A 23834-nucleotide genomic window follows, 5' to 3' on the forward strand; every position below is an offset into this window, starting at 1 on the left:
TCTGTTCAAATAATTCGACAAAGAAAAAAGCATAAAAACAAAGCGTGTGCAGAGGCAGAAAATGCGGAAATCAAACAAGCCGTTGCGACTATTCCACCGAGAAAAGGCAAAAAAAAAGCCAGCACCCGGCTGGCTAAGTAAACACTGGAAGCAATGTGAGCAATGTCGTGCCTTCGTCATGTGAACACCTAAACTTTGATGGTCTCACTTGAAAGCATGACAATGATAATCATTATCACTCTCAACTGTAAAGCATTATTTTTAATCAATGCGAATATAATTGACTGCGATGAATAAACCGATACTTTGTTAGGTTATTCAAACACTAATCAATAGGAAAAGCCCTATGTCTCATGCGCAAATACGTCCGGTAGAACCTTCTGATTATTTGGCTCTGCAACAGCTATATGCACATCCGAAGGTGTATCGCGACACCTTACAGCTTCCGCTACCTGCTCCGGATTTGTGGGCGAAGAAGCTGGGGACTCCCGCGCCAGGTATCTATTATTACGTTGCCTGTATCGACGGACAAATCGCAGGCCAGCTCAGCCTTGAGACAATACAAAGACCGCGCCGCAACCACGTTGCCACCTTCGGCATTGCAGTAGACGCGGGTTTCTTGGGCCAGGGAGTTGGCAGTGCGTTGATGAAAACCATGATTGATTTATGTGATAACTGGTTGAACATCAATAGAATTGAACTAACGGTATTCGTTGATAATGATACTGCCGTAGCGCTGTACAAGAAATTTGGTTTTGAAATCGAGGGAACCAGTAAACGCTATGCCTTACGCGACGGTAAATATATCGACGCTTATCATATGGCCAGGGTAATAGACCCAAAATAAATCACCTGAACACGCAATTAGCGGAACTTTCCTCTCACTTATTTACACATCAGCCCGAAGATCGTGACCGATCGCGTCACGATCTGTTTCCATCTCTCCTTGAAATAAAACACGACAGCGATCACACTCCGCTGCCATAAATCAACGAAACGGCGTAGAATACTGCTCGCTTTTAATGGACAGATTTCCGACAGAATAGTCGCTCACAGCGTGAATTGATGATGAGGTTGTTGTGTTTGAGAGTTATGGAGTACTCAATCTTTGGACGTATGTCCTAGGTGCCATTTTCATTATTATCGTGCCGGGGCCAAACACCCTGTTCGTTCTGAAAACAGGCATTACCCGCGGTGTTAAAGAAGGCTATAAGGCTGCATTAGCGGTGTTTATTGGCGATGCAGTACTGATATTTTGCGCCTATGTGGGAATTGCCTCCCTGATCCGCTCTTCGCCTTTCCTGTTTACGCTGGTCAAAATGCTCGGTGCCATTTACCTCTTGTATTTGGGGCTTAAAATCCTCTACAGCACCTTGGTGAAAAAAGGTCAGAGCGAAGCAACCGAGATCGTGGAACACACTTTCCGCAAAGCGCTGACCCTGAGCCTGACCAATCCCAAGGCCATTTTGTTCTACGTTTCGTTTTTTGTGCAGTTTATCGATCAAAGTTATGCCCACACCGGCCTGTCCTTCGTGATACTGGCGGTGATTCTGGAAATGATAAGCTTTGTCTATATGTCGCTGCTCATTTTTGCTGGCGCAGCACTAACCCACTTCCTGAGTGAGAAAAAACGTCTCGCCAAACTGGGTAATTCGATGGTTGGGCTGCTTTTCCTCGGTTTTGCCACCAAACTGGCTACCGCAGCCTAAAACCTACCGATATAAGCCGATATCAATAGAAATGGCGCCATCATCAGGCGCCATTTTTGTTGTGCACAGAAAACCTCCAGCTAGGCTGGAGGTTCCGTAAAGCTTTCAGCTTTGAGCCAGTTATAAAAACCCCTTTTGATTTGTTAAAACAGTTTGCGGTCTGGCAACTGCAAATGTTCAACAAGAAATCAAAAGKGGGTCCCTATGAGGGATGAAAAGAGCTTAGCGCACACGCGATGGAACTGTAAATATCACATGGTTTTTGCACCGAAGTACCGAAGAAAGGTGTTCTACGGGGAAAAGCGCAAAGCGATAGGCAGTATCTTAAGAAAGCTGTGCGAATGGAAAAACGTGAATATTCTGGAAGCAGAATGCTGTGTGGATCACATCCATATGCTTCTGGAAATCCCGCCCAAAATGAGTGTGTCGGGTTTTATGGGATACCTGAAAGGAAAGAGCAGCCTGATGCTTTATGAGCAGTTTGGCGATTTGAAGTTCAAATACCGTAACAGGGAGTGCTGGTGTCGAGGGTATTACGTTGATACGGTTGGGAAAAATACAGCCAGGATACAAGAATACATAAAGCACCAGTTGGAAGAGGATAAAATGGGTGAGCAACTCTCGATCCCCTATCCGGGCAGCCCGTTTACGGGCCGTAAGTAATCCATAAATGCAAATGTCAGATCGCGATGCGCCTGTTAGGGCGCGGCTGGCAACAGAGCCTTATAGGCGCATATGAAAAACCTCCGGCTATGCCGGAGGATATTTATTTATATCCATCGGTTCTTTAGATGCAAAGCTAGCGGGCTATTTGCTCGCCAGCGCCTGTGCGCACGCCCAGGCGGAGCTCCATGCCCACTGGAAGTTGTAGCCGCCCAGCCAACCGGTCACGTCCACCACTTCTCCGATAAAATACAGCCCCGGAACTTTATGAGCTTCCATAGTTTTGGAAGACAGCTCCTGCGTATCTACACCGCCGATGGTAACTTCTGCGGTGCGGTAGCCCTCAGTACCATTAGGTTGCACCCGCCATTCTTGCAACGTCACCGCCAGCGCTGCCTGCTGAGGCACATTAAGCTGTTTTAAGGTGACGTCAGGTATCTGACCTAACAGCTGTAAGCACTCCACCAAACGTTTCGGAAGCAGCTGCGCCAGCGTGTTCTTCAAACTTTGATTCGGATGTGCCTGGCGCTCGCTATTCAGGAAAGCGTCCAAATCGGTATCAGGAAGTAAGTTAATGCTCACATATTCGCCAGGCTGCCAATAGCTGGAAAGCTGAAGAATGGCCGGGCCAGACAGGCCGCGATGAGTAAACAAAATACTTTCGCGGAAACTGACGCCGTTTTCTGCCGTCACTACCGCGGGCACTGAAACGCCGGAGAGAGTTTGTAGATGCTCCAGCAGAGGTTTATGCAGTGTAAAAGGCACCAACGCGGCGCGGGTCGGCAAAACCTTCAGGCCAAACTGTTCGGCGATTTTATAACCGAAAGGCGTCGCGCCCAGCCCCGGCATCGACAAGCCACCGGAAGCGATAACCAGTGAGGAAGTGCTCACTTTATGTTCATTTATCTGTAATTCAAAGCCCGCGTCGATTTTCTCGACCGCCAGAATCTCGCTGCGTAAACGGATAGTTACCTGACCTGATTCGCACTCTTTCAGCAACAGTTCCACCACTTGCTGCGCGGAATCATCACAAAACAGCTGACCGAGGGTTTTCTCGTGATAGGCAATACCGTGTCGATTGATCAGATCAATGAAATCCCATTGGGTATAACGCGCCAGCGCAGATTTACAGAAATGAGGGTTTTGCGAAAGATAAGCCGCAGGTTCCGCGTAGAGATTGGTGAAATTACAGCGCCCGCCGCCAGACATCAGGATTTTACGCCCAGCCTTTTTGCCGTTATCCACCAGCAATACCCGACGCCCTAATTGCCCTGCCTGAGCCGCGCAAAATAGCCCTGCGGCACCCGCGCCCACCACCACTACGTCAAACTGTTCCACTTTCGGCCTCTCTCTGTAAAATCATTATCGCCGCAAAATTGCTCATATTTCGCAATTTTACCGCAGTGTTCACCACAAATAACCGAATAATCAGCGGCGGAGGATTGTAAGGCCCTAACAGAAAGATCGCTATAGTAAGAAAATGTTAGATTCAGTAAATCAGAGTAACTTGCTGATATCTCATGGTTATGTTCATGGTTATGATGCATCTATCCACATTTATATCAAAGAAAGGTCATTTTTTCCTTTTCCCCAACCCCTATTGTCACCGATAATGCGCCGCGTTCATGTCCACAAACTGGCGTAACGCTTATGCTACATCTTTTCGCTGGCCTGGATTTCCATACCGGCCTTATGTTAGTTCTTGCTCTTTTGTTCGTGCTGTTTTACGAAGCCATCAATGGTTTTCATGATACAGCCAATGCGGTTGCTACCGTAATTTACACCCGTGCCATGCGTTCACAGATCGCTGTGGTTATGGCGGGGGTATTCAACTTTCTTGGCGTGATGCTGGGCGGTTTGAGCGTGGCCTATGCCATCGTTCATTTATTGCCTACAGATCTCCTGTTGAATGTCAGTTCGGCTCATGGGTTGGCGATGGTCTTCTCCATGTTGTTGGCGGCGATCATCTGGAATCTGGGAACCTGGTACTTCGGTATTCCTGCTTCCAGCTCACATACGCTGATTGGTGCCATCATTGGGATCGGCCTAACCAACGCGGTGATGACTAGTACATCCGTGGTGGATGCACTGAATATTCCAAAGATGATACAAATCTTCCTATCACTGATTTTGTCGCCGTTAGTGGGCTTAATTATTGCTGGGTTGATGGTATTCCTGCTGCGTCGTTACTGGAGCGGAACCAAAAAGCGAGCTCGTATTCACTTAACGCCTGCTGAGCGTGAAAAGAAAGATGGTAAACGCAAACCACCGTTCTGGACCCGTACAGCTCTGATTTTATCGGCTATCGGCGTGAGTTTCTCTCACGGCGCTAACGATGGTCAGAAAGGTATCGGCCTGATTATGTTGGTGTTGATTGGCGTCGCACCGGCTGGTTTTGTCGTTAATATGAGCGCGACTGGTTACGATATTGCCCGTACGCGGGATGCCGTAACTCATTTGCAGCAATATTATCAGCAACACAGTGAAGCCTTGCCGCACGCTATCGCGTTGAAGCCTTTGGTCCCCGCACCAGAGACTCTGCCTGATACACCGGCGCAGTTCCATTGTGACAGCTCTCGCGCCATGATTGCTATCGACCATGCGCAGGCACTGTTGGCTAACCTGCAAAGCTACGACGACCTGACTGTGGAGCAACGCAGCCATATGCGTCGCTTGCTGATGTGTGTCGCCGAAACGGCTGGCACGGTTGCCAAGTTACCGGAAACCAGTTCTGCGGACAGGCGTTTCCTGAACAACCTGCGTAAAGATTTGCTGGAAACCGTGGAATACGCACCTACCTGGATTATCGTTGCAGTAGCTTTGGCGCTCTCTCTGGGCACTATGGTTGGCTGGAAACGTGTTGCAGTGACCATTGGTGAGAAGATTGGTAAGAAAGGAATGACCTACGCGCAAGGGGTTTCGGCCCAGATGACCGCGGCGGTATCTATCGGTATTGCCAGCTACACCGGTATGCCGGTTTCCACGACCCAGGTTCTCTCCTCAGCCGTTGCCGGTACTATGCTGGTCGATGGCGGTGGCGTACAGGGTAAAACCATTAAGAGCATCATGCTGGCCTGGATTCTTACTCTGCCAGTATCGATTCTTCTTTCCGGTTCACTGTACTGGATAGCGTTGAAATTCATCTAAGCCTGGCTGGATGACTCCACGTTACCGCAAATAAAAAGGCGGCCTCATCATCGGGGTCGCCTTTTTTAGTTGGCTATCATCAAAAATCATCTCAGTACCATAGAGCCAGCGCCATCAAGCTGACAACGACCAAGCCGCACAGGGCGCTGGTGAGAATGAACTGGCCGCGCAGTCTTTCACAGCGACGGATAAATTCCGGATCGTGGTGGTCGGTATAACGCTGGGCGTAGATATAACGCACTAGCCGAATTTGTTTACTGGGTTGTCCGTGAGAGGTGAAAAAACCGCCCCCATCCACATATTGATACAGCAATGGATCACAGCCGCGTAACACCACTAATAGCGCACGTAGAGACGAATAATAACGCGCCATATTCACCACGCACACCACACATAAAGCCCAGAAAAGCGCGACGGTACTGATCATGATTCCCCCTCCAGCGATATTTCGCGTTAACGACACCTTTGATTCGCCGTTACGCCATCGCCCGCTCTAGCCATTACAACCATCCCCGAGGCGCAGAAACATGCCTCTCCATCACCTTTTTTATATATGAGCCGACGCTACCGCTAAAATTTTGCCTAACCCATTTACCAGTGTAGGAAATGAAATCAGAAATAGCCTGATAATCTCTGATTTATCCGGTCACATTTTGTACGCAACTGATGCTTTTAGGCGCAAATTTCAGTGAAAAACCGCCAGAAACAGCTCAAAATAGTTAGTCTCTCTTAACTTAAATGCAGAGATAAAAGCTAGCGAACCGGCGTTTTTGATCAATACTCACTGCTTTATCAGTACTATAATTATGGATATAGCGAGCCAAATGATTACCGGATAAACGGCCAAATATTTGACAACAGCGGTCTGAGCAATAGGATTAAGCCGTCTATTGGTGTAAAACAGTGACTTAAGCTTTAACGCGTACAATTAAAAGCCTGCGTTGTGATCGGTGAAACACTTCGCTTATGGATCATAGTGATAGTATCTAGACATAGCCTTAGCGCCCGTTCAGTTACCTGAATGATTGCTTACCCATTAATTAGCATTATGGAAGGAGTTTACTTATGGCTTACAAACACATTCTGATTGCGGTAGACCTGTCTCCGGAAAGCAAGGTGTTGGTTGAAAAAGCGGTCTCCATGGCCAAACCATACAATGCCAAAGTGTCCCTGATCCATGTGGATGTTAACTATTCGGATCTCTATACCGGCCTGATCGACGTTAATTTGGGCGACATGCAGAAACGTATTTCTGAAGAAACCCACAGCGCGCTGACCGAGCTATCCCAAAATGCAGGTTATCCAATCACTGAAACCTTAAGCGGTAGCGGCGATTTGGGCCAGGTTCTGGTTGATGCGATTAAAAAATACGATATCGATCTGGTGCTGTGTGGTCACCATCAAGACTTCTGGAGCAAGCTGATGTCCTCTGCTCGCCAGCTGATTAATACCGTTCACGTCGACATGTTGATCGTTCCGTTGAAAGACGAAGATGACGAATAATAAACCACGATTGAATTAATATACATTTAGAACGCCTGCCTATGCAGGCGTTTATCATTATATAACCCCAAATCCCTTTGTCCCCCGCCCTAATAACTTCGTTATATTTCAGTGAGAAAACCCTTGCGGTATGATTATAAAGCGGTGATATAGTCAAGAAAGACACAACATCGCCCTCTCACTATTTCGCCATACTCATTCCAATAAGAAATCGTTAGCGGGGATCTACCATGTACAAAGGAATCTTTTTTGATGAATGATTTAGCCTCTCTGGAGTCGTTTCTAGAATCTTTACAACAACGTGATGCCCACCAGCCGGAATTCCTTCAGGCAGTCCGTGAAGTTTTCACCTCCCTATGGCCATTCCTGGAACAGAATCCGCGCTATCGCGAGCAAAGTCTGCTGGAGCGTCTGGTTGAACCTGAGCGAGTCATCCAGTTCCGCGTATCGTGGGTTGATGATAAAGGTCAGGTACAGGTTAACCGCGCGTGGCGGGTGCAGTTCAGCTCCGCAATCGGCCCTTACAAAGGCGGGATGCGCTTCCATCCATCGGTAAATCTTTCGATTCTGAAATTCCTCGGCTTTGAGCAAACTTTCAAAAATGCTCTCACCACCCTGCCAATGGGTGGCGGAAAAGGTGGATCCGACTTCAACCCTAAAGGGAAAAGTCAGGCTGAAGTCATGCGTTTCTGTCAGGCATTGATGACCGAACTCTATCGTCATCTTGGCCCAGACACCGACGTGCCAGCCGGTGATATCGGCGTTGGCAGTCGTGAAGTTGGATTTATGACCGGCATGATGAAAAAGCTGTCCAACAACACCGCCTGCGTGTTCACTGGCAAAGGTTTGTCCTTCGGTGGCAGTCTGATTCGCCCAGAAGCTACCGGCTACGGTCTGGTTTATTTCACCGACGCTATGTTGAAACGCCACGGTTTGGGATTTGAAGGCATGAAAGTGGCAGTATCCGGCGCGGGTAACGTAGCGCAGTATACCATTGAGAAAGCAATGGAATTGGGCGCGCGCGTGATTACCGTTTCCGATTCTGGCGGCACTCTGGTAGATGAGGCTGGCTTTACGCCAGAAAAACTGGCCCACCTGTCTGAAATCAAAAACCAACGTTATGGCCGCGTGGAAGATTATGCCCGCGAGCGCAATCTGACCTATCTGACGGGTGAGCAGCCTTGGAACGTGCCGGTAGACATTGCTCTGCCTTGCGCGACCCAAAATGAATTGGATCTGCCCGCCGCTCGTCAGCTTATCGCCAACGGTGTGAAAGCCGTCGCGGAAGGCGCAAATATGCCAACGACCATTCAGGCCACTGATGCTTTTATCGAAGCTGGCGTGCTGTTTGCTCCGGGTAAGGCTGCCAATGCCGGCGGCGTTGCCACATCGGGTTTGGAAATGGCGCAGAATGCGGCACGCCTGAGCTGGAAATCAGAGAAAGTGGATGTGCGTTTACGTCACATCATGCTGGATATTCACCAGTCTTGCGTGGAATTCGGCGGAGAAGGAAAACAAACGCAATACGTTCACGGTGCCAATATCGCAGGCTTTGTAAAAGTTGCTGATGCCATGCTGGCGCAGGGCGTGCTTTAAGTTAAGGTCGGATAATAAACCCCATTCTGGCAAAAACGTCGCGCTGGAATGGGGAGTTTAGACAACGAATTTAAACGATATCGCCTAAGGCAAATACAGATCGAAACGGTGACTTTTGGTCGTAATGGCGGCCTGAGCGGGCACGCCAGCCAAAGGTTCAGCGTAGTCAGGCCGCTTCACTACCACTCTTTTGGTGGCCAGTGCGCGCGCCGGGGCCAATAGTCCATCAGCATCCTCATCCGCGCCAACCAATGACTGAAACACTCGCATTTCTTTCTTCACCAACGCGCTTTTCTGCCGGTGCGGATACATAGGATCGAGATAAACCACTTCTGGACGCGGATCGAGATCGGCCAACGCCGTTAGGCTGGAAGCATGTAGCAAAGTCATACGTTCCTGTAACCAGCCACCGATTTCAGGGTCCTGATAACCCCGCCGCAGGCCATCATCCAGCAACGCAGCCACTACCGGGTTCCGCTCCAGCATCCGGACTTTGCAGCCCAAAGCCGCCAAAACAAAAGCGTCGCGCCCCAAACCGGCGGTTGCGTCTACCACGTTCGGCAAATAGCCTTTTTTGATACCAACGGCTTTCGCCACCGCCTCACCGCGTCCGCCGCCAAACCGACGGCGATGAGCCAGAGTACCGGAAACAAAATCGACAAAAATCCCGCCGAGCTTGGGTTCATCCAACTTACGCAGCTCCAATTGCGTTGGCGTTAACACCAGCGCCATCGTCGCCTGCTCGTCAGAAATCAAACCCCAGCGTTCAGCCAGAATAGATAAGGTGCCGGGATCGGCACCTTCTTCACAAATTAAACGAATACTCACGCGGGATAATGCCCTTCAGACTTAACCTTTAATACCGTAGTGGCGCAGCATAGCATCCAACTGCGGCTCGCGCCCACGGAAGCGTTTGAACAACGTCATCGGCTCCTCGGAACCACCGCGAGATAAAATATTGTCGAGGAAAGATTGGCCTGTTTCAGCGTTGAAAATGCCCTCTTCTTCAAAGCGGGAGAACGCATCCGCCGACAGCACTTCTGCCCACAGATAGCTGTAATAACCCGCCGCATAACCACCGGCAAAAATATGGCTGAAAGCATGGGGGAATCTACCCCAGCTTGGTGATGGCACTACGGCAACCTGTTTTTTCACTTCCTGTAAGGTTGACAGAATCTGCGCACCTTTAGCCGGATCAAACTCGAAATGCATACGGAAATCAAACAGTCCGAATTCGAGCTGACGCAGGATAAACAGCGCCGCCTGATAGTTTTTCGCCGCCAGCATCTTATCCAGCATTTCCTGCGGCAAAGGCTCATTGGTTTGATAATGGCCAGAGATAAACGCCAGCGCCTCCGGCTCCCAGCACCAGTTTTCCATAAACTGGCTCGGCAGCTCGACCGCATCCCAAGGCACACCGCTGATGCCGGAAACACCGGCGGTATCAATTTGGGTCAGCATATGGTGCAAACCGTGGCCAAATTCATGGAATAGAGTCGTGACTTCATTATGGGTAAACAGCGCCGGTTTATCACCGACCGGGCCATTGAAGTTGCACACCAGATAAGCCACCGGCTTTTGCAGCTCACCGTTAGCCAGACGCAGACTGTCGATACAATCGCCCATCCACGCACCGCCGCGTTTGTGTTCGCGAGCGTACAAGTCCAGATAGAAGCTGCCGCGCAGCTCGCCCTGAGCATCAAACAGATCGAAGAAACGCACGTCCGGATGCCAAGTATCCACGCCCTGCCGCTCTTTGGCGGTAATACCGTAAATGCGTTTCACGACCTCGAACAGACCTTCTACCACGCGCTGTTCCGGGAAGTAAGGGCGCAGTTGCTCGTCGCTGATGGAGAATAAATGCTGCTTTTGTTTCTCGGAATAGTAAGGAATATCCCACGCCGCTAACTCGCTGACACCGAAGTGTTGTTTGGCAAAAGCACGCAGCTGCGCCAGCTCTTCTTCTGCCTGCGGACGTGCACGTTTGGCCAGATCATTCAGAAAATTCAGCACTTGCTGCGGATCTTCAGCCATTTTGGTCGCCAATGAATGATCGGCATAGCTTTCAAATCCTAATAACTGAGCCAGTTCGTGGCGCAGAGTCAGGATTTCAGCCATGATTTCGCTGTTATCCCACTTACCGGCGTTCGGCCCCTGATCGGAGGCCCGGGTTGCAAACGCGCGATACATTTCTTCACGCAGCGCGGCGTTATCCGCGTAAGTCATCACCGGTAGATAGCTCGGCATATCCAACGTCAGCAGCCAGCCATCCAGCTCTTTGGCTTCGGCCATCGCGCGAGCGGCGGCCAGAGCGCTTTCCGGCAAACCAGCCAGCTCTTTCTCATCGGTAATCAGTTTGGTCCAGCCCATAGTGGCATCCAGCACATTATTGCTGTAGGTCGAACCCAGCTCGGACAGACGCGCCACGATTTCACCGTAACGTTTTTGCTGCTCTTCCGGTAAACCAATACCGGACAATTGGAAATCACGCAGCGCATTCTCCACCGCTTTACGCTGCGGCGGAGTCAATTCGGCAAAGCCGGGGCCTTCTTTCAGGCTGACGTAAGCCTGATATAAACCTTTATGCTGGCCAACCCAGGTGCCGTATTCAGACAGCAGCGGCAGGCTTTGCTCGTAGGCGGTACGCAATTCCGGGCTATTTTTTACCGCGTTTAAATGGCCGACAGGCGACCAGATGCGAGAGAGACGGCCGTCGGATTCTGCCAGCGGCTGGCACAGATTATCCCAGGTGAAAGGACCCGGTTGGGCCACAACCCGCTCCACCGATTGACGACATTCATCTAAAGCGGATTGCACCGCAGGCACGATATCTTCAGGGCGGATAGCCGAAAACGGCGGCAAGGAGAACGGAGTCAACAGCGGATTTGTCATAGGGTGTCCTGATTATAGTTGTCGTCCTGACGATGGTTTACTCATGATTTTCCTACCGTCAGATGATAAATGCGGATGAACATTTAACATGAGGTCTGTCGCGCGGAAAATCAATGGCTGGCGGCATCATTCCCTTTGATAGATAATGCTGCCTAAGCCGCAGGAGAAGCCGCAAATGTTAAGTTATCGCCACAGTTTTCACGCAGGCAACCATGCCGACGTACTCAAACATACTGTTCAAAGCCTGATTATTGAGTCTTTGAAAGAAAAAGAAAAACCTTTCCTTTATCTAGATACCCACGCTGGCGCAGGCCGCTATCAGCTAAGCGGCGAGCACGCCGAACGCACTGGGGAATATCTGGAAGGTATCGCCAAGATTTGGCAACGAGATGATTTACCGGCTGATTTAGCTCCGTATATGAGCGCCATTAATGCGTTGAATCACAACGGGCAGCTACGTTATTACCCTGGTTCGCCGCTGATCGCCCGTCATTTGCTACGTGAATATGACAAAATCAGCCTAACCGAGCTGCATCCCAGCGATTACCCGATGCTGCGTAAAGAATTTGCCAAAGACGAACGCTCCAAAGTGCAACGCGCCGACGGTTACCAGCAACTGAAAGCTCAGTTACCACCGCAGTCTCGCCGCGGTTTTGTGCTAATGGATCCGCCTTATGAAATGAAAACCGATTATCAGGACGTGGTAAAAGGGATTCAGGAAGGTTATAAGCGCTTTGCGACCGGTACTTACGCTTTATGGTATCCAGTGGTATTACGCCAGCAAATCAAACGATTACTGCGTGAACTAGAAGCCACGGGCATCCGCCGGATTCTGCAAATCGAACTGGCGGTACGTCCGGATAGCGATCAACACGGTATGACTGCCTCTGGCATGATCGTAATTAACCCGCCGTGGAAGTTGGAAAAACAAATGACCGATCTGCTACCTTGGCTGCATAAAGCGCTAGTACCCTCTGGTCACGGCCACACCTTGGTAAAATGGGTCGTGCCGGAATAATCGCCGCGCCTTTCGCTCCTGGCCGGGCTGCAATCCATGCTGTCCGGCTCATTCAATATTACCCAATTTTTATCACCGTTTAGCGCAAAAGCTTTCTCGTCTTCCAACACCTATCACAGCCATCGATGCAATCTTTGCGACAAAGTGGGATCTGGCGTTAAACTCTTTGCTTCTATAAAACTACACTCATGGAAATGATCCTGATGACCAAACATTACGATTATCTGGCAATTGGCGGCGGCAGTGGCGGGATCGCATCGATCAACCGGGCAGCCATGTACGGTAAAAAATGTGCGCTGATCGAAGCTAAACAGCTCGGCGGCACCTGCGTCAACGTCGGCTGTGTGCCGAAGAAAGTGATGTGGCACGCGGCACAAATCGCTGAAGCGATTCGCATGTACGGTCCGGACTACGGTTTTGATACCACGGTGAACCACTTCGACTGGAAAACCCTGATCGCCAACCGTACCGCCTACATTGATCGTATTCATCAGTCCTACGAGCGTGGTTTAGGCAATAACAAAGTTGATGTGATTCAGGGCTTCGCTCGCTTTGTCGATGCTCATACCGTTGAAGTCAACGGCGAGAAAATCACTGCGGATCACATCCTGATCGCCACCGGCGGCCGCCCTAGCCATCCAAATATTCCCGGCGCGGAATACGGTATTGATTCCGACGGTTTCTTTGAGCTAGATGAAATGCCAAAACGCGTTGCCGTCATTGGCGCGGGTTATATCGCCGTCGAAATCGCTGGCGTACTGAACGGTTTAGGCACCGAAACTCACCTGTTTGTACGTAAACACGCGCCGCTGCGCAGTTTTGATCCGCTGATCGTAGAAACCCTAGTGGAAGTCATGAACACCGAAGGGCCAAAACTGCATACCGAATCCGTGCCAAAAGCCGTGATTAAAAATGCTGACGGCAGTCTGACGCTGCAACTGGAAAACGGCACAGAAGTGACCGTTGATCATCTGATCTGGGCGATTGGCCGCGAACCTGCGACCGACAACCTGAATCTGGCCGCCTGCGGTGTGAAAACCAATGAAAAAGGCTATATCGTCGTCGATAAATTCCAAAATACCAATGTAAAAGGTATTTATGCCGTTGGTGACAACACGGGTGCAGTGGAGCTGACTCCGGTTGCCGTGGCTGCAGGTCGCCGCCTGTCCGAGCGCCTGTTTAACAACAAGCCAGACGAGCATCTTGATTACAGCAATATTCCAACCGTGGTATTCAGCCACCCACCCATTGGCACTATTGGTTTAACCGAGCCGCAGGCGCGTGAGCAGTTTGGCGACGATCAGGTAAAAGTCTATAAATCCTCCTTTACTGCGATGTACAGCGCCGTCACTCAACATCGCCAGCCGTGCCGTATGAAGCTGGTATGCGTGGGCGCAGAAGAGAAAATCGTCGGTATCCACGGAATCGGCTTTGGTATGGATGAAATTCTGCAAGGTTTCGCCGTAGCAGTAAAAATGGGCGCAACCAAGAAAGACTTCGACAATACCGTAGCTATCCACCCGACCGCCGCGGAAGAATTTGTCACTATGAGATAATCATTTAGAGATGAGTTTCTCTATTTGAGTCATGGAACGTGAAGCCGAAATGCAAATTTCGGCTTTTTATTGCTTGGAATTCAGCTTCGCTACACCCCCTCTCCTTTCTTACAGCTATATCACCACCGTCTACATCAGCGCGATTAAATAGAAATGACGATAAAAAGAGGCGTTGAGTCACTTACCGAGTCTGAACATCATTGCATCTTACAACATAGAAACTTGATGAATACATAAAGACAGTGTATGAAAATTGACATATAGAAATTATCAATACTTACTGAGGTAACGATCAAATTGCATTTATTCTTACTTGTTCGAATTACCCAGCTCTAAGACATTAATCAGGTCGAAAAAATAAATTAAATACCCTTTAAAATCAAAATATTAAAAAGAAAACCTCCGGCGGGAAATAAATTTAAATAAACTATCACTTATATAAAATAATATGAAAATAAAAAGAATAATTAAGTCAATGATGATTCACAAAATTAATTTATTGATGCGATACTTTGTTTCTAAATTTATCCCAAGCGAATCAGATAACTTTATTTTCTTTTTATTACTCACGATCAATGAGAATAAATAGCTCATGAAAATATATTCGCCGTTCGCAGCGGTTAATTTAGAACCTAAAAATTCATTTAAAATATAAAAAGGAACATCTATGAAACCTATCAATTGTAAAAATAGTCTGATTACGATTCTGACTCTATGCACCCTGTTTGGTTTTTCTCATTCCTCCGCGTTTGCCGCCTCGGTTAATGATGACGCGTCGGTTATGCCAAGCCTGGTAAATAAAAAGATTATGGCGGGTTTCTGGCATAACTGGGACAGCCAAGAAAGCCGTGGCTATCAAGGTGGTTATCCGAAGAATCTAAAAATAAACGAAACACCCGCGGCCTTTAACGTTGTCATTGCCTCCTTTATGAAAGGCAGCGGTATTCCAACCTTTAAGCCGTACAACGCAACGGACGCAGAGTTTCGCGCACAAATCGGTGAGTTAAATAAACAAGGCCGCGCTGTGCTCATTTCATTGGGCGGCGCTGACGCACACGTGGCATTGAATAACGGTCAGGAACAGGCTTTCGCAGACGAGATTATTCGTTTGGTTGAAACCTATGGTTTTGACGGGCTGGATATCGATCTGGAACAAACGGCTATTAATGCAGCTAATAACACCACCGTTATTCCCGCCGCGTTGAAAATTGTTCGGGCGCATTACGAACAACAAGGTAAACACTTTATCATCAGTATGGCACCAGAATTCCCATATCTGACAACCGGCAGACCTTACACTACCTATATCAACGCCTTGGACGGTGTGTATGACTTTATTGCCCCTCAGCTCTACAATCAAGGCGGTGACGGCGTATGGGTCGAAGAAGTAAACCTGTGGCTGGCGCAAAACAATGACGCCAAAAAATATGAATTCCTGTATTACATGGCCGATTCTATTGTTAATGGCAAACGCGGCTTCATTAAAATCCCAGCCAATAAATTAGTATTGGGTTTACCAAGTAACGTTGACGCTGCGGCATCAGGTACGGTAAAAAATCCGCAGGACGTTTATCGTGCCTTTGCTGATTTAGAGAAAGCGGGAACGCCAATCAAAGGCCTGATGACCTGGTCGGTCAACTGGGATCAGGGTAAAGATAAAGCGGGGAATGCTTATAATCAGGCATTCGCCAAGGCTTATACCGACTTGATTCACGGTAAATAATATTAACCGCTCATAAAGTTGTTCCGTAAGGCAGTTTTATTAGCCTGGGGTACAAATCTACAGCCGGAGCTCTTGTTCCGGCTGCTTTATATCAATACTCTTCAATTTGCCTGAATGCGAAAATAAATATCAGCCAATTAATCGATTGAAGCCGGCTTCCAAATCAGCAATTAAATCATCGACATTTTCCAGTCCAATATGAACACGTACCAAAGTACCCTCAAAACCTACGCCGCCTACCGGACGAATTTCGTCCAGTTCTTCCGGCTGATTAGCCAGAATCAGAGACTCAAATCCACCCCATGAATACGCCATGCTGAAGTGCTCAAAATTATCCAGATAATGAGCCACTTGCTCATCACTGAGACGAGATTTCAACACAAAGGAGAACAATCCGCAGCTCCCAGTGAAATCACGTAAATAAAACTCATGGCCGGGGCAGGATGGCAGTGCTGGATGGTTAACCTGCGCCACTTCCGGACGAGCGGCCAGCCATTTGGCGATCTGGATACTGCTGGTTTCATGCTGCTTTAGCCGTACGCCTAAGGTGCGCAGACCGCGGCTAGCAACGTAAGCGGTGTCTGCATCGACCATTTGCCCCAGCAAATACGAATGTTCCCGCAATTGATCCCAACAGCGCGCATTAGATACCGCCGTGCCCAACATAGCGTCTGAGTGACCGACGATATATTTGGTTCCGGCCTGAATAGAAATATCGATGCCAAACTCCAGTGCGTTAAATAGCACTCCGGCAGCCCAGGTATTATCGATCATAATCACGATATTGGGATTAACTGCCCGAATAGCCTGCACCATGCCGGGAACATCCTGAACTTCCATTGTGATGGAGCTGGGAGATTCTAAAAATACCACTTTGGTATTTGGCTGAATAAGCTCGGCAATTCCAGCGCCGATCAGTGGAGAATAATAAGTGGTGGTGACACCCAGTTTGGACAGCACTTTATTGCAAAAATCCTGCGTTGGCTCATAAGCAGCACCGGTCATTAATATATGATCGCCGGTGGCCACAAAAGACAGAATGGCATTGGTCACCGCTGCGGCGCCGCAAGGATAAAGCGCACAACCTGCGCCGCCTTCCAATTCCACCATCGCTTCTTGGAAGGAAAAATGGGTCAGCGTACCGCGACGACCATAAAACAATTCGCCTTTTGCCCGGTTTGCTGTGGCAAATTTTTTCGCCTTTACGGAATCAAATACCAGGGAAGAGGCTCGTTGAATAATGGTGTTTACCGATCCTTGGGTAAATTTTTTCGCCCGACCGGCAGTCACTAACGCTGTTTCTAATTTTTTAGATTTCATTATTTTTTCCTTTTCTGGTGCTGGCATACTCAAATATTCACAGCGACTTACGGACAATCCGCCACGCTGTGTCGTTATGTATTAACAAGTAGGTTCATTCACCGCAGGAAGCTCAGCCTGCCGCTTGGAGGATTTTTTACCGGTATATCTTTCGATAATTTGGGCTGCATTAAGGTCATGAATGACGTTAATTAGCGTTGCAGGTGCATCGGTAATGGTGCCAATAACAACCAGCATTGGAATAGTTTCAACCGGTAGCCCCAGCGTGGTGACAATAAATATTTCACCGAGGAAAGCGCCACCGGGAACGCCGCCGACAATAATGGCGGAGAGCACCGAAATCAGCATGGTCAGGAAGAAAGTCTCGGTGGTGAAATCCAATCCCAGTACCGAGAAGATAAAGACGATTTTCAGCGCGGCAATCATTGCCACGCCGCCTTTATTTAAATTAACCAACAGCGGCAGAGAAATATCTACGATTTCAGGGTTAATGCCCATCGCTTTGGCCGCTCGAATAGTCACTGGCAGCGATCCCAATGAAGAGCAGGTGCCTAAGGCGGTGGCTGAAGGTTCAATAGCGTGTTGCCAGAAAGCCCTTACCGCTTTCATGCCGCCGCCAATCCAGGAATAAAAGATAGAGCCGAAAACGTAATACAGCAGCGAGGCGATAAAGAATAAGCCGATGGCTCTGGCGAAAGTCATCAGTAATTGTGGATCCTGACTGGCCATCGTCGCGGCGAAATAACTGCCCAAACCAACGGGTGCCGCTTTCATGATGATTGAGACAATCTTCATAATCACGGTATTTAAGCCCAACAAAGACAGGGCAATTTGTTTACCTTGCTCGCCCGATTGCCCAATCGCAATACCGGCGATAACCGACATAATAATCAGCGCCAGAATATTGGATTTAGACAATAAACCAACAAAATCATTAGTGGTGACCATATTCACAAAGTTCATTTCGCCGCTGCCGGCCTTGAACTCTTGGGTTAATTCAATAGTGACGCCCTGAGCCGGATCAAATAAGGTCGCTAGCCCAACGATTCCTGCCGCCGGAATGAGCGCCATAATGATAGAGACTGCAAAAATCAGCCCCATTATGCGCCCCAGTTTTTTCAAATCCGTCATACCGGCAATGGACGACATAACGCTTACGCTCACCAATGGAACGATAATCATAAACAGCAAATTCAGGAAAATTTTACCGATAGGCTGTAATTTGAGAGCCAGAGAAGGGGCATAAATACCTATAACCCCACCGAGAATCAGTGCAAATAAAAGAATAATAGAGGACTTGTAGGGTTCCAAACGTTTCCACATAGGATTTTCCTTGGTGTATTATTTAAATTTCATGTGACTTCAGTCACCTTTTATTTTTCTTTCGGCAAGCAAATATCTTATCTGTGATTAAGCTCACCTTTTTATTTCTTATTCTTAATATGAATAACATATCGCTATTGGTAATAAATGATTACATTTGTAGTCTACAAATGAAATACGACATTGATGCCATTTACTAAAATCACTAATGAGCTGAAGGAAAGAATGAGTAATATCGCATCGCTAAAACAGCTGGAAATACTGGTCAAGATCGTTGAGTGTGGTGGGCTGTCTGAAGCCGCAGCTCAGCTGAACATCTCGCCTTCTGCGGTCAGCAAGAGTCTGTCTCATCTGGAATCACAGCTGGGCACTATGCTGCTAAAAAGAACGACGCGTAGCCTGACGTTAACCGACGCGGGGAAATATCTTTATCATCGGGCAACTAAATTATTATTAGATTTTGACGAATCTCTTAATACTACCGCTGGATTTTATAACCACCCGCAGGGTGAATTACGCCTCACCTGTTCAATTGCCTTTGGTTATTCTCACCTCATCACTTTGGTTAATAAATATCGAGAGCGTTACCCCGATGTTGAGTTATATATAGATCTAAACGATAACTTTGTTAATTTAAATGAGAGTAACTTTGATATCGCTATTCGCGTTGCATCAACTCCGCCAGATAATTATTCGTTAAGAAAACTGTCGACTATCCACTGGGCTTATTGCGCTAGCCCCACTTATCTGGAAAAAATGGGGACACCAACTTCCGTCCAACAATTATCAGACCATCAGTGTTTGTTATATCCCGGTTTGACACCGGTATTAAAAGATACCGACGAAAGCGGCAGCGCTCATTTACTTAAGTTACGCTCACCGATTCAGGCAAATAGCAGCCTGGTATTGCTGAAAGCGGTGCTGGAACATCAGGGTGTTGCCTATTTGCCGACTTATTTACTCGGCGATGCTATTCAACGAGGTGAAATTACTCCTCTGGCGCTTGATGGGGAAATAACCCACGCGACTCATGGCCTGTATGCCTTGTATTTCCCCAGCCGTTATAGCAATCCCAAGGTTCGTTCTTTTATTGATTATCTGGTGGAAACTTTGCAGCCCGTACCGGTATGGGATAATTGGATCACCCGAAGGCCCTGACGTTAATGACGAATTAAATGAGGCAATCAGGATGAATTGGGCTGGCTGCAATCCCTTTTGTCGTTCTCTTTATCGGCCTAGCCTCTGCCTTAGCCGCCGTTTGTGATAAGCCATGACTCTGCTATCATCAACAGAGTTAGCCGTCTTTGTAGGATATTCTGTAGGATAATCATCTGCATAAGGCATGAATTTAGGCCATGAGGAATATTATGCCGAACTCATTCAAGGATAATCAGACTTCATCCAGCGCAGATACTGATTCGCAGCAGAGCAAAACAGCGCCGTTAAGTGCAGGAATTGAAAACGGAAAAAAAGCTATTTCCGTATTAACCCGTCTTGGCAATCGGATTAAAACCTATCCCAGTGTTGCGCATATTATTCGCGCTACCGATCGCTTTAACGATCGATTAGGCAGCCAGTTTGGCGCTGCAATCACTTATTTTTCCTTTTTATCGCTCATTCCCATTTTGATGGTTTCTTTCGCCACCGTGGGTTTTGTATTGGCATCTAATCCAGATTTGCTGGCCGAGTTGATCAATAAGATCGTGAATAGCATCAGCGATCCCAGCCTGGCTGCTACCTTGAAAAATACGGTAAATACCGCTATTCAGCAGCGTACTACCGTTGGATTAACCGGTTTAGCCATTGCGCTTTATTCCGGTATCAGTTGGATGGGAAATTTACGAGAAGCAATTCGCGCTCAGTCCAGAGACGTTTGGGAGCGTAATCCGCAGGATCTGGAAAAATTTTATGTGCGCTACACCCGTGATTTTATTTCGCTTACCGGTTTGGTGCTGGCGCTGATTATTACTCTCTCTCTTACATCAATTGCCGGTTCTGCGCAGTCTGTGATTGTGAATGCGTTAGGGCTGGGTGATATTGAATGGCTACGACCGGCCATGACGCTAATTGCGCTGTCTATTTCCATCGCCGCGAACTATTTATTGTTCTTATGGATATTCTGGATTTTGCCGCGTCATAAACCAAAAAAGAAGGCCTTGCTGCGGGGAACTCTTATTGCCGCTATCGGCTTCGAAATCATTAAATTCATTATGACCATGATGCTTCCGCGTCTTGCCAGCTCGCCTTCGGGCGCGGCTTTCGGTTCGGTCATCGGGCTAATGGCTTTCTTCTATTTCTTCGCGCGTTTAACCTTATTTTGCGCCGCCTGGATCGCCACGGCGAAATATAAGGATGACGAAACCTTGCCTGAACGCCATGCCTAAGCGGCTGTCAGATGCCCGCCGTCAACGTGCGAGAGGTTTTTCTCCTATCGGCGATGAAGCCTTTGCCGCGCGTTGGAATTTAACCCTATACTGCTGGCTACTTAATCGATCATGGAGGGTCAGTTAATGCCACTTTTATCTTATCGTCGATGGATTGCTTTGGGCGTATTGGTACTGATCGCCGCCATTGCGGTGTATGCGCTGCAACCCAAAATCGGGAATCCAGATGCTCTGTGGCAAATTGTTAGCCAACAGTGCGTTCCCCATCAGCGCCAGCTGAATTCCCCTCAACCTTGCGCCGAAGTGAATACTCAGGCCGGTTTTGCGGTGTACAAAGACCGTAACGGACCGCTGCAATACTTGTTAATACCAACTGAAAAAATTACCGGTATCGAAAGCCCCGAGTTGTTATCCGCAGCAACGCCTAACTATTTTGCTCTGGCATGGCAAGCCAGGGATTACATGGCGCTAAAATACGGTCATCCTATTGATAATCAAAATATCTCTCTGGCGGTGAATTCAGAATTGGGCCGCAGTCAAAATCAGCTGCATATTCATATTTCCTGCCTATCACCGAAAGTGAAAAAAGCGCTGGCAGATCAAAGCGATTCGTTCCGCCCAAGCTGGCAGCCATTGCCGAAAGGATTGCTCGGTCATGATTATCTGGCAAGGCAAATCACCCCCAGTGAACTCCAGGAACAAGGCGCGTTCCGCCTGCTAGCCAGCGGCGTACAGGGCGCTGCGGAAAATATGGGCAAATACGGCTTAGCCATGACCTCTCTGCCCAACGGCGATTTCTTACTATTAACCACGAAACGCGATTTGACCGGCCTGAATCTTGCCTCGGTCGAGAGTATCCAGGACCACAGTTGCAGCGTGCTGCCCGTGCCTCCTCACTAAAACTTACTTCTGCTTCATGCTTTTCAGCAGCGGCGTGCATTGGTTTTCTTCACCTTCACTAGGCGAAATCAATGCCAACAACGCCGCCGCTGGCGTTAAAGCCACGCCCAACACAGCCGCCACCGCACCGCGAGCAATTAACGGCCCGGTCTTCACACCCGCGTCCGGATTTTTAAACGTGCCTTTAACGTACAGAGGCGAACGCAACGTCAGAATACGTAACCCTTTGCTTTGCGGGTCGATTGAGAGATCCAACCGTTCGGTGGCGAAATTAGCATTACCGGTAATATTGATGATGGCATTTTCCGTGTCGAAGACGAACAGCCGCGGCGTAGCCAGACCGTTTCGCATCACGATATCCGCAGCAGCACAGTTAATTTTTACTTCGTCATCACCGAAGAGTTTTGCCACTATGTAGTTACCCACGTTCAGCCCCAATAATTCCATCAGGCTGCGGCTGATTAGCCCCTGATTCAGCAATATTCGCAGGCTACCATTACTGGTTCCCAACAGCGCCGCCACCGAGTTACCCCGAGCCGTGAAGGAAGCGTCGCCATTGAGCTGCCCCAGACTGTTACGCATCGACTCGACTTCCGGCAGCAGCTGCTTTAACTGGAATCGACGCGCGTGAAGGTCGATGCGCCCTTGCATCGGATTTTTATTACCATTCAGGCGTAAAGTGGCGTTGAGATTGCCACCGGCAATACCGAAGCGCAGCGGATCGAGTAACAACTCACCGTTTTTCATCACCACATGAGTAGAAAGATCGCTGATAGGTAAGGCTTTATCCCGCTCGATACGTTTAGCGGCGTAGGTCACATCTGCATCCATAACGTTCCAGCTTTGGGTTTCAAAAGCCTCTACCGGCAGAATTTTATCGGATGGCTGGCGACTTTTCTCACCGCGCCCTTTTTTCTGTTGATTGGAATCAGCGCCGATTAAAGGAGCCAGATCGGCAAAACGCAGTTGATTGGAGACAACCTTTCCTAGCAGTTTGGGTCTTGGCTGACTGGCGGTATAGGTGAGATCGCCGTGAATATCGCTGTCGCCGATTTTACCGTTGAATTTTTGATACTGATAAACCGCACCGCCCGATTGACGCAACCGAGCAATCAAATACCCATCGGTGGCATAAGGTGGTGTATTCGGTAAAAGTACACCAATCAACGGATATAAGTTACCCAGACTATCGCCGGAGAATTTCAGCCGTAGATTGATATCCGCCAGATTGCTCGGATCATTGAGCGTACCGACGATAGCCACTCGCGTAGAGCCGGAGCGCACATCTGCCTGAATAGGGAAAGGAATATCAGCGTTAGTCAGAGAAAGCATCCCCCCGATTTTTCCGCTGCCGCTCACAGGTTGCCCTTGGTATTTGCCTTCTACCTGCCAGCCGAAAATATAATCCACCGACGTACTTCTAACCTTGCTGTCCTTCACTTCACCCTTGTCGCCAATCACTTCGGAAAAAGGAAGAGGCTTGCCCAAAGGGTCGATTTTCGCCCGTAGATCCGCTTTCAATACCGAATCTTTAAGCGAAATCTGGCCGCGATCGAACACAATATCGCTGATATTCACCGACCAATCGGAAGATGCTTCACCCTTAGCTTTGTCGCGATTGGCGAGATTAAAGGTCCAGTTGTTTTTACCGTTGGCCAAGCGCTGCAAATTAGCATCGGGTTCCGTCAGCCAAATTCTGGGAATGCGAACCTGCTTACCCAACAATGCCAGTGGAGACAAATTAGCCTCAACTCGCTTTAGGGTCATCATATTATCCCCAGGAATATCTGGCGGGTTGCCGAGTACCAAATCTTCTGCATGAATCTGCGGCCAGGGAATCCAGGCACGCCAACCGCGATCGTCCGTTTTGCGCGACCAGTCAACGCCCAATTCGCCACGAATGGCAAAGGGACGCTGCAATTCAGCACTAACCTTTTGGTTTATTGTGGGTTTTATGCGATTCCAATCGAACGTAAGAACGAAAATCACTAAAACAGCCAGCAATACCAGCACAATTCCGGCCACCCAAAGCAGTACCTTCCCGGTTTTTGTCATAATCGCTCCACAAAATTTATCAGAAGCTAAATCCGGTTCGGCAAT

The 23834-nt window shown here is 48.5% G+C and carries 18 protein-coding genes and 1 pseudogene; 12 read left to right on the forward strand and 7 right to left on the reverse strand.

Going from position 1 to position 23834, the window contains the following annotated elements; all coding sequences use genetic code 11:
- Positions 1-346 precede the first annotated feature (346 nt).
- The 3 genes from PL78_RS11870 to tnpA all read left to right on the forward strand — a co-directional run bounded on the left by PL78_RS11870 (position 347) and on the right by tnpA (position 2372).
- Positions 347-847: a GNAT family N-acetyltransferase gene (locus PL78_RS11870; protein ID WP_064515708.1), complete on the forward strand. Its 501-nt coding sequence runs from the start codon at positions 347-349 to the stop codon at positions 845-847.
- 232 nt (positions 848-1079) lie between these two features.
- Positions 1080-1709 (forward strand): leucine efflux protein LeuE, encoded by a 630-nt coding sequence (gene leuE, locus PL78_RS11875; protein WP_064515711.1) that lies wholly within the window; start codon positions 1080-1082, stop codon positions 1707-1709.
- 204 nt (positions 1710-1913) lie between these two features.
- Positions 1914-2372, forward strand: a complete 459-nt coding sequence (tnpA, locus tag PL78_RS11880; RefSeq protein ID WP_064515712.1) for an IS200/IS605 family transposase — start codon at positions 1914-1916, stop codon at positions 2370-2372.
- 144 nt (positions 2373-2516) lie between these two features.
- On the opposite strand, the gene PL78_RS11885 is transcribed toward tnpA, so the two are convergent.
- A complete protein-coding gene (locus PL78_RS11885) occupies positions 2517-3710 on the reverse strand; it encodes a BaiN/RdsA family NAD(P)/FAD-dependent oxidoreductase (RefSeq protein WP_064515715.1) in 1194 nt (397 codons plus the stop codon).
- A 312-nt stretch (positions 3711-4022) separates the two neighbouring features.
- On the opposite strand from PL78_RS11885, the gene pitA reads away from it, so the two are divergent.
- Positions 4023-5519, forward strand: a complete 1497-nt coding sequence (pitA, locus tag PL78_RS11890) for an inorganic phosphate transporter PitA (protein ID WP_064515718.1) — start codon at positions 4023-4025, stop codon at positions 5517-5519.
- A 91-nt stretch (positions 5520-5610) separates the two neighbouring features.
- Here the strand turns inward: pitA and uspB are convergent, their stop codons facing one another.
- Entirely contained in the window at positions 5611-5946 is a 336-nt protein-coding gene (gene uspB / locus PL78_RS11895; RefSeq protein ID WP_004722620.1) for a universal stress protein UspB, read from the reverse strand.
- A 638-nt stretch (positions 5947-6584) separates the two neighbouring features.
- On the opposite strand from uspB, the gene uspA reads away from it, so the two are divergent.
- Positions 6585-7022, forward strand: a complete 438-nt coding sequence (gene uspA / locus PL78_RS11900) for a universal stress protein UspA (protein ID WP_064515721.1) — start codon at positions 6585-6587, stop codon at positions 7020-7022.
- Positions 7023-7274: 252 nt separating this feature from the next.
- Complete coding sequence (gene gdhA, locus PL78_RS11905; RefSeq protein WP_064515724.1) at positions 7275-8618, forward strand: NADP-specific glutamate dehydrogenase; 1344 nt, start codon at positions 7275-7277, stop codon at positions 8616-8618.
- Positions 8619-8702: 84 nt separating this feature from the next.
- On the opposite strand, the gene rsmJ is transcribed toward gdhA, so the two are convergent.
- On the reverse strand, positions 8703-9446 hold the full coding sequence (gene rsmJ / locus PL78_RS11910) for a 16S rRNA (guanine(1516)-N(2))-methyltransferase RsmJ (RefSeq protein ID WP_064515726.1): 744 nt from the start codon (positions 9444-9446) through the stop codon (positions 8703-8705).
- Positions 9447-9467: 21 nt separating this feature from the next.
- Positions 9468-11510, reverse strand: coding sequence for an oligopeptidase A (gene prlC, locus PL78_RS11915; RefSeq protein ID WP_064515729.1), 2043 nt, complete (start codon positions 11508-11510; stop codon positions 9468-9470).
- A 175-nt stretch (positions 11511-11685) separates the two neighbouring features.
- On the opposite strand from prlC, the gene PL78_RS11920 reads away from it, so the two are divergent.
- The 3 genes and pseudogenes from PL78_RS11920 to PL78_RS11930 form a co-directional block, all read left to right on the forward strand.
- Positions 11686-12528 (forward strand): 23S rRNA (adenine(2030)-N(6))-methyltransferase RlmJ, encoded by an 843-nt coding sequence (locus tag PL78_RS11920; protein ID WP_064515731.1) that lies wholly within the window; start codon positions 11686-11688, stop codon positions 12526-12528.
- A 203-nt stretch (positions 12529-12731) separates the two neighbouring features.
- Entirely contained in the window at positions 12732-14084 is a 1353-nt protein-coding gene (gene gorA, locus PL78_RS11925; RefSeq protein ID WP_064515734.1) for a glutathione-disulfide reductase, read from the forward strand.
- Between the two features lie 781 nt (positions 14085-14865).
- Positions 14866-15801, forward strand: a pseudogene (locus tag PL78_RS11930) (glycosyl hydrolase family 18 protein); the annotation flags it as partial.
- Between the two features lie 135 nt (positions 15802-15936).
- Here the strand turns inward: PL78_RS11930 and metC are convergent.
- A complete protein-coding gene (gene metC, locus PL78_RS11935) occupies positions 15937-17127 on the reverse strand; it encodes a cystathionine beta-lyase (RefSeq protein ID WP_064515739.1) in 1191 nt (396 codons plus the stop codon).
- A gap of 81 nt (positions 17128-17208) precedes the next feature.
- Positions 17209-18450 (reverse strand): dicarboxylate/amino acid:cation symporter, encoded by a 1242-nt coding sequence (locus PL78_RS11940; RefSeq protein WP_064515742.1) that lies wholly within the window; start codon positions 18448-18450, stop codon positions 17209-17211.
- A gap of 225 nt (positions 18451-18675) precedes the next feature.
- On the opposite strand from PL78_RS11940, the gene PL78_RS11945 reads away from it, so the two are divergent.
- The 3 genes from PL78_RS11945 (at position 18676) to PL78_RS11955 (ending at position 21734) form a co-directional block, all read left to right on the forward strand.
- Positions 18676-19608 (forward strand): LysR family transcriptional regulator, encoded by a 933-nt coding sequence (locus PL78_RS11945; RefSeq protein ID WP_064515745.1) that lies wholly within the window; start codon positions 18676-18678, stop codon positions 19606-19608.
- A 209-nt stretch (positions 19609-19817) separates the two neighbouring features.
- A complete protein-coding gene (gene yhjD / locus PL78_RS11950) occupies positions 19818-20834 on the forward strand; it encodes an inner membrane protein YhjD (protein WP_235600967.1) in 1017 nt (338 codons plus the stop codon).
- 126 nt (positions 20835-20960) lie between these two features.
- Positions 20961-21734 carry a CDP-diacylglycerol diphosphatase gene (locus PL78_RS11955; protein ID WP_064515747.1) on the forward strand — a complete coding sequence of 258 codons (774 nt, stop codon included), beginning with the start codon at positions 20961-20963 and terminating at the stop codon, positions 21732-21734.
- Between the two features lie 3 nt (positions 21735-21737).
- Here PL78_RS11955 and PL78_RS11960 read toward each other — a convergent pair whose 3' ends face one another.
- The gene (locus tag PL78_RS11960) at positions 21738-23789 is read right to left on the reverse strand and encodes an AsmA family protein (protein WP_064515750.1); all 2052 of its coding nucleotides are present in this window, start codon (positions 23787-23789) and stop codon (positions 21738-21740) included.
- Between the last annotated feature and the right edge of the window lie 45 nt (positions 23790-23834).

It is taken from the genome of Yersinia entomophaga (assembly GCF_001656035.1).
Classification (GTDB): domain Bacteria; phylum Pseudomonadota; class Gammaproteobacteria; order Enterobacterales; family Enterobacteriaceae; genus Yersinia; species Yersinia entomophaga.

What these genes read in the sequence shown, in the direction of transcription:
- PL78_RS11870 (WP_064515708.1), top strand. Translation starts at nt 347, where the DNA reads ATGTCTCATGCGCAAATACGTCCGGTAGAACCTTCTGATTATTTGGCT.
- tnpA (WP_064515712.1), top strand. Translation starts at nt 1,914, where the DNA reads ATGAGGGATGAAAAGAGCTTAGCGCACACGCGATGGAACTGTAAATAT.
- pitA (WP_064515718.1), top strand. Translation starts at nt 4,023, where the DNA reads ATGCTACATCTTTTCGCTGGCCTGGATTTCCATACCGGCCTTATGTTA.
- uspB (WP_004722620.1), bottom strand. Translation starts at nt 5,946, where the DNA reads ATGATCAGTACCGTCGCGCTTTTCTGGGCTTTATGTGTGGTGTGCGTG.
- uspA (WP_064515721.1), top strand. Translation starts at nt 6,585, where the DNA reads ATGGCTTACAAACACATTCTGATTGCGGTAGACCTGTCTCCGGAAAGC.
- gdhA (WP_064515724.1), top strand. Translation starts at nt 7,275, where the DNA reads ATGAATGATTTAGCCTCTCTGGAGTCGTTTCTAGAATCTTTACAACAA.
- prlC (WP_064515729.1), bottom strand. Translation starts at nt 11,510, where the DNA reads ATGACAAATCCGCTGTTGACTCCGTTCTCCTTGCCGCCGTTTTCGGCT.
- PL78_RS11920 (WP_064515731.1), top strand. Translation starts at nt 11,686, where the DNA reads ATGTTAAGTTATCGCCACAGTTTTCACGCAGGCAACCATGCCGACGTA.
- gorA (WP_064515734.1), top strand. Translation starts at nt 12,732, where the DNA reads ATGACCAAACATTACGATTATCTGGCAATTGGCGGCGGCAGTGGCGGG.
- metC (WP_064515739.1), bottom strand. Translation starts at nt 17,127, where the DNA reads ATGAAATCTAAAAAATTAGAAACAGCGTTAGTGACTGCCGGTCGGGCG.
- PL78_RS11940 (WP_064515742.1), bottom strand. Translation starts at nt 18,450, where the DNA reads ATGTGGAAACGTTTGGAACCCTACAAGTCCTCTATTATTCTTTTATTT.
- PL78_RS11945 (WP_064515745.1), top strand. Translation starts at nt 18,676, where the DNA reads ATGAGTAATATCGCATCGCTAAAACAGCTGGAAATACTGGTCAAGATC.
- yhjD (WP_235600967.1), top strand. Translation starts at nt 19,818, where the DNA reads ATGCCGAACTCATTCAAGGATAATCAGACTTCATCCAGCGCAGATACT.
- PL78_RS11955 (WP_064515747.1), top strand. Translation starts at nt 20,961, where the DNA reads ATGCCACTTTTATCTTATCGTCGATGGATTGCTTTGGGCGTATTGGTA.
- PL78_RS11960 (WP_064515750.1), bottom strand. Translation starts at nt 23,789, where the DNA reads ATGACAAAAACCGGGAAGGTACTGCTTTGGGTGGCCGGAATTGTGCTG.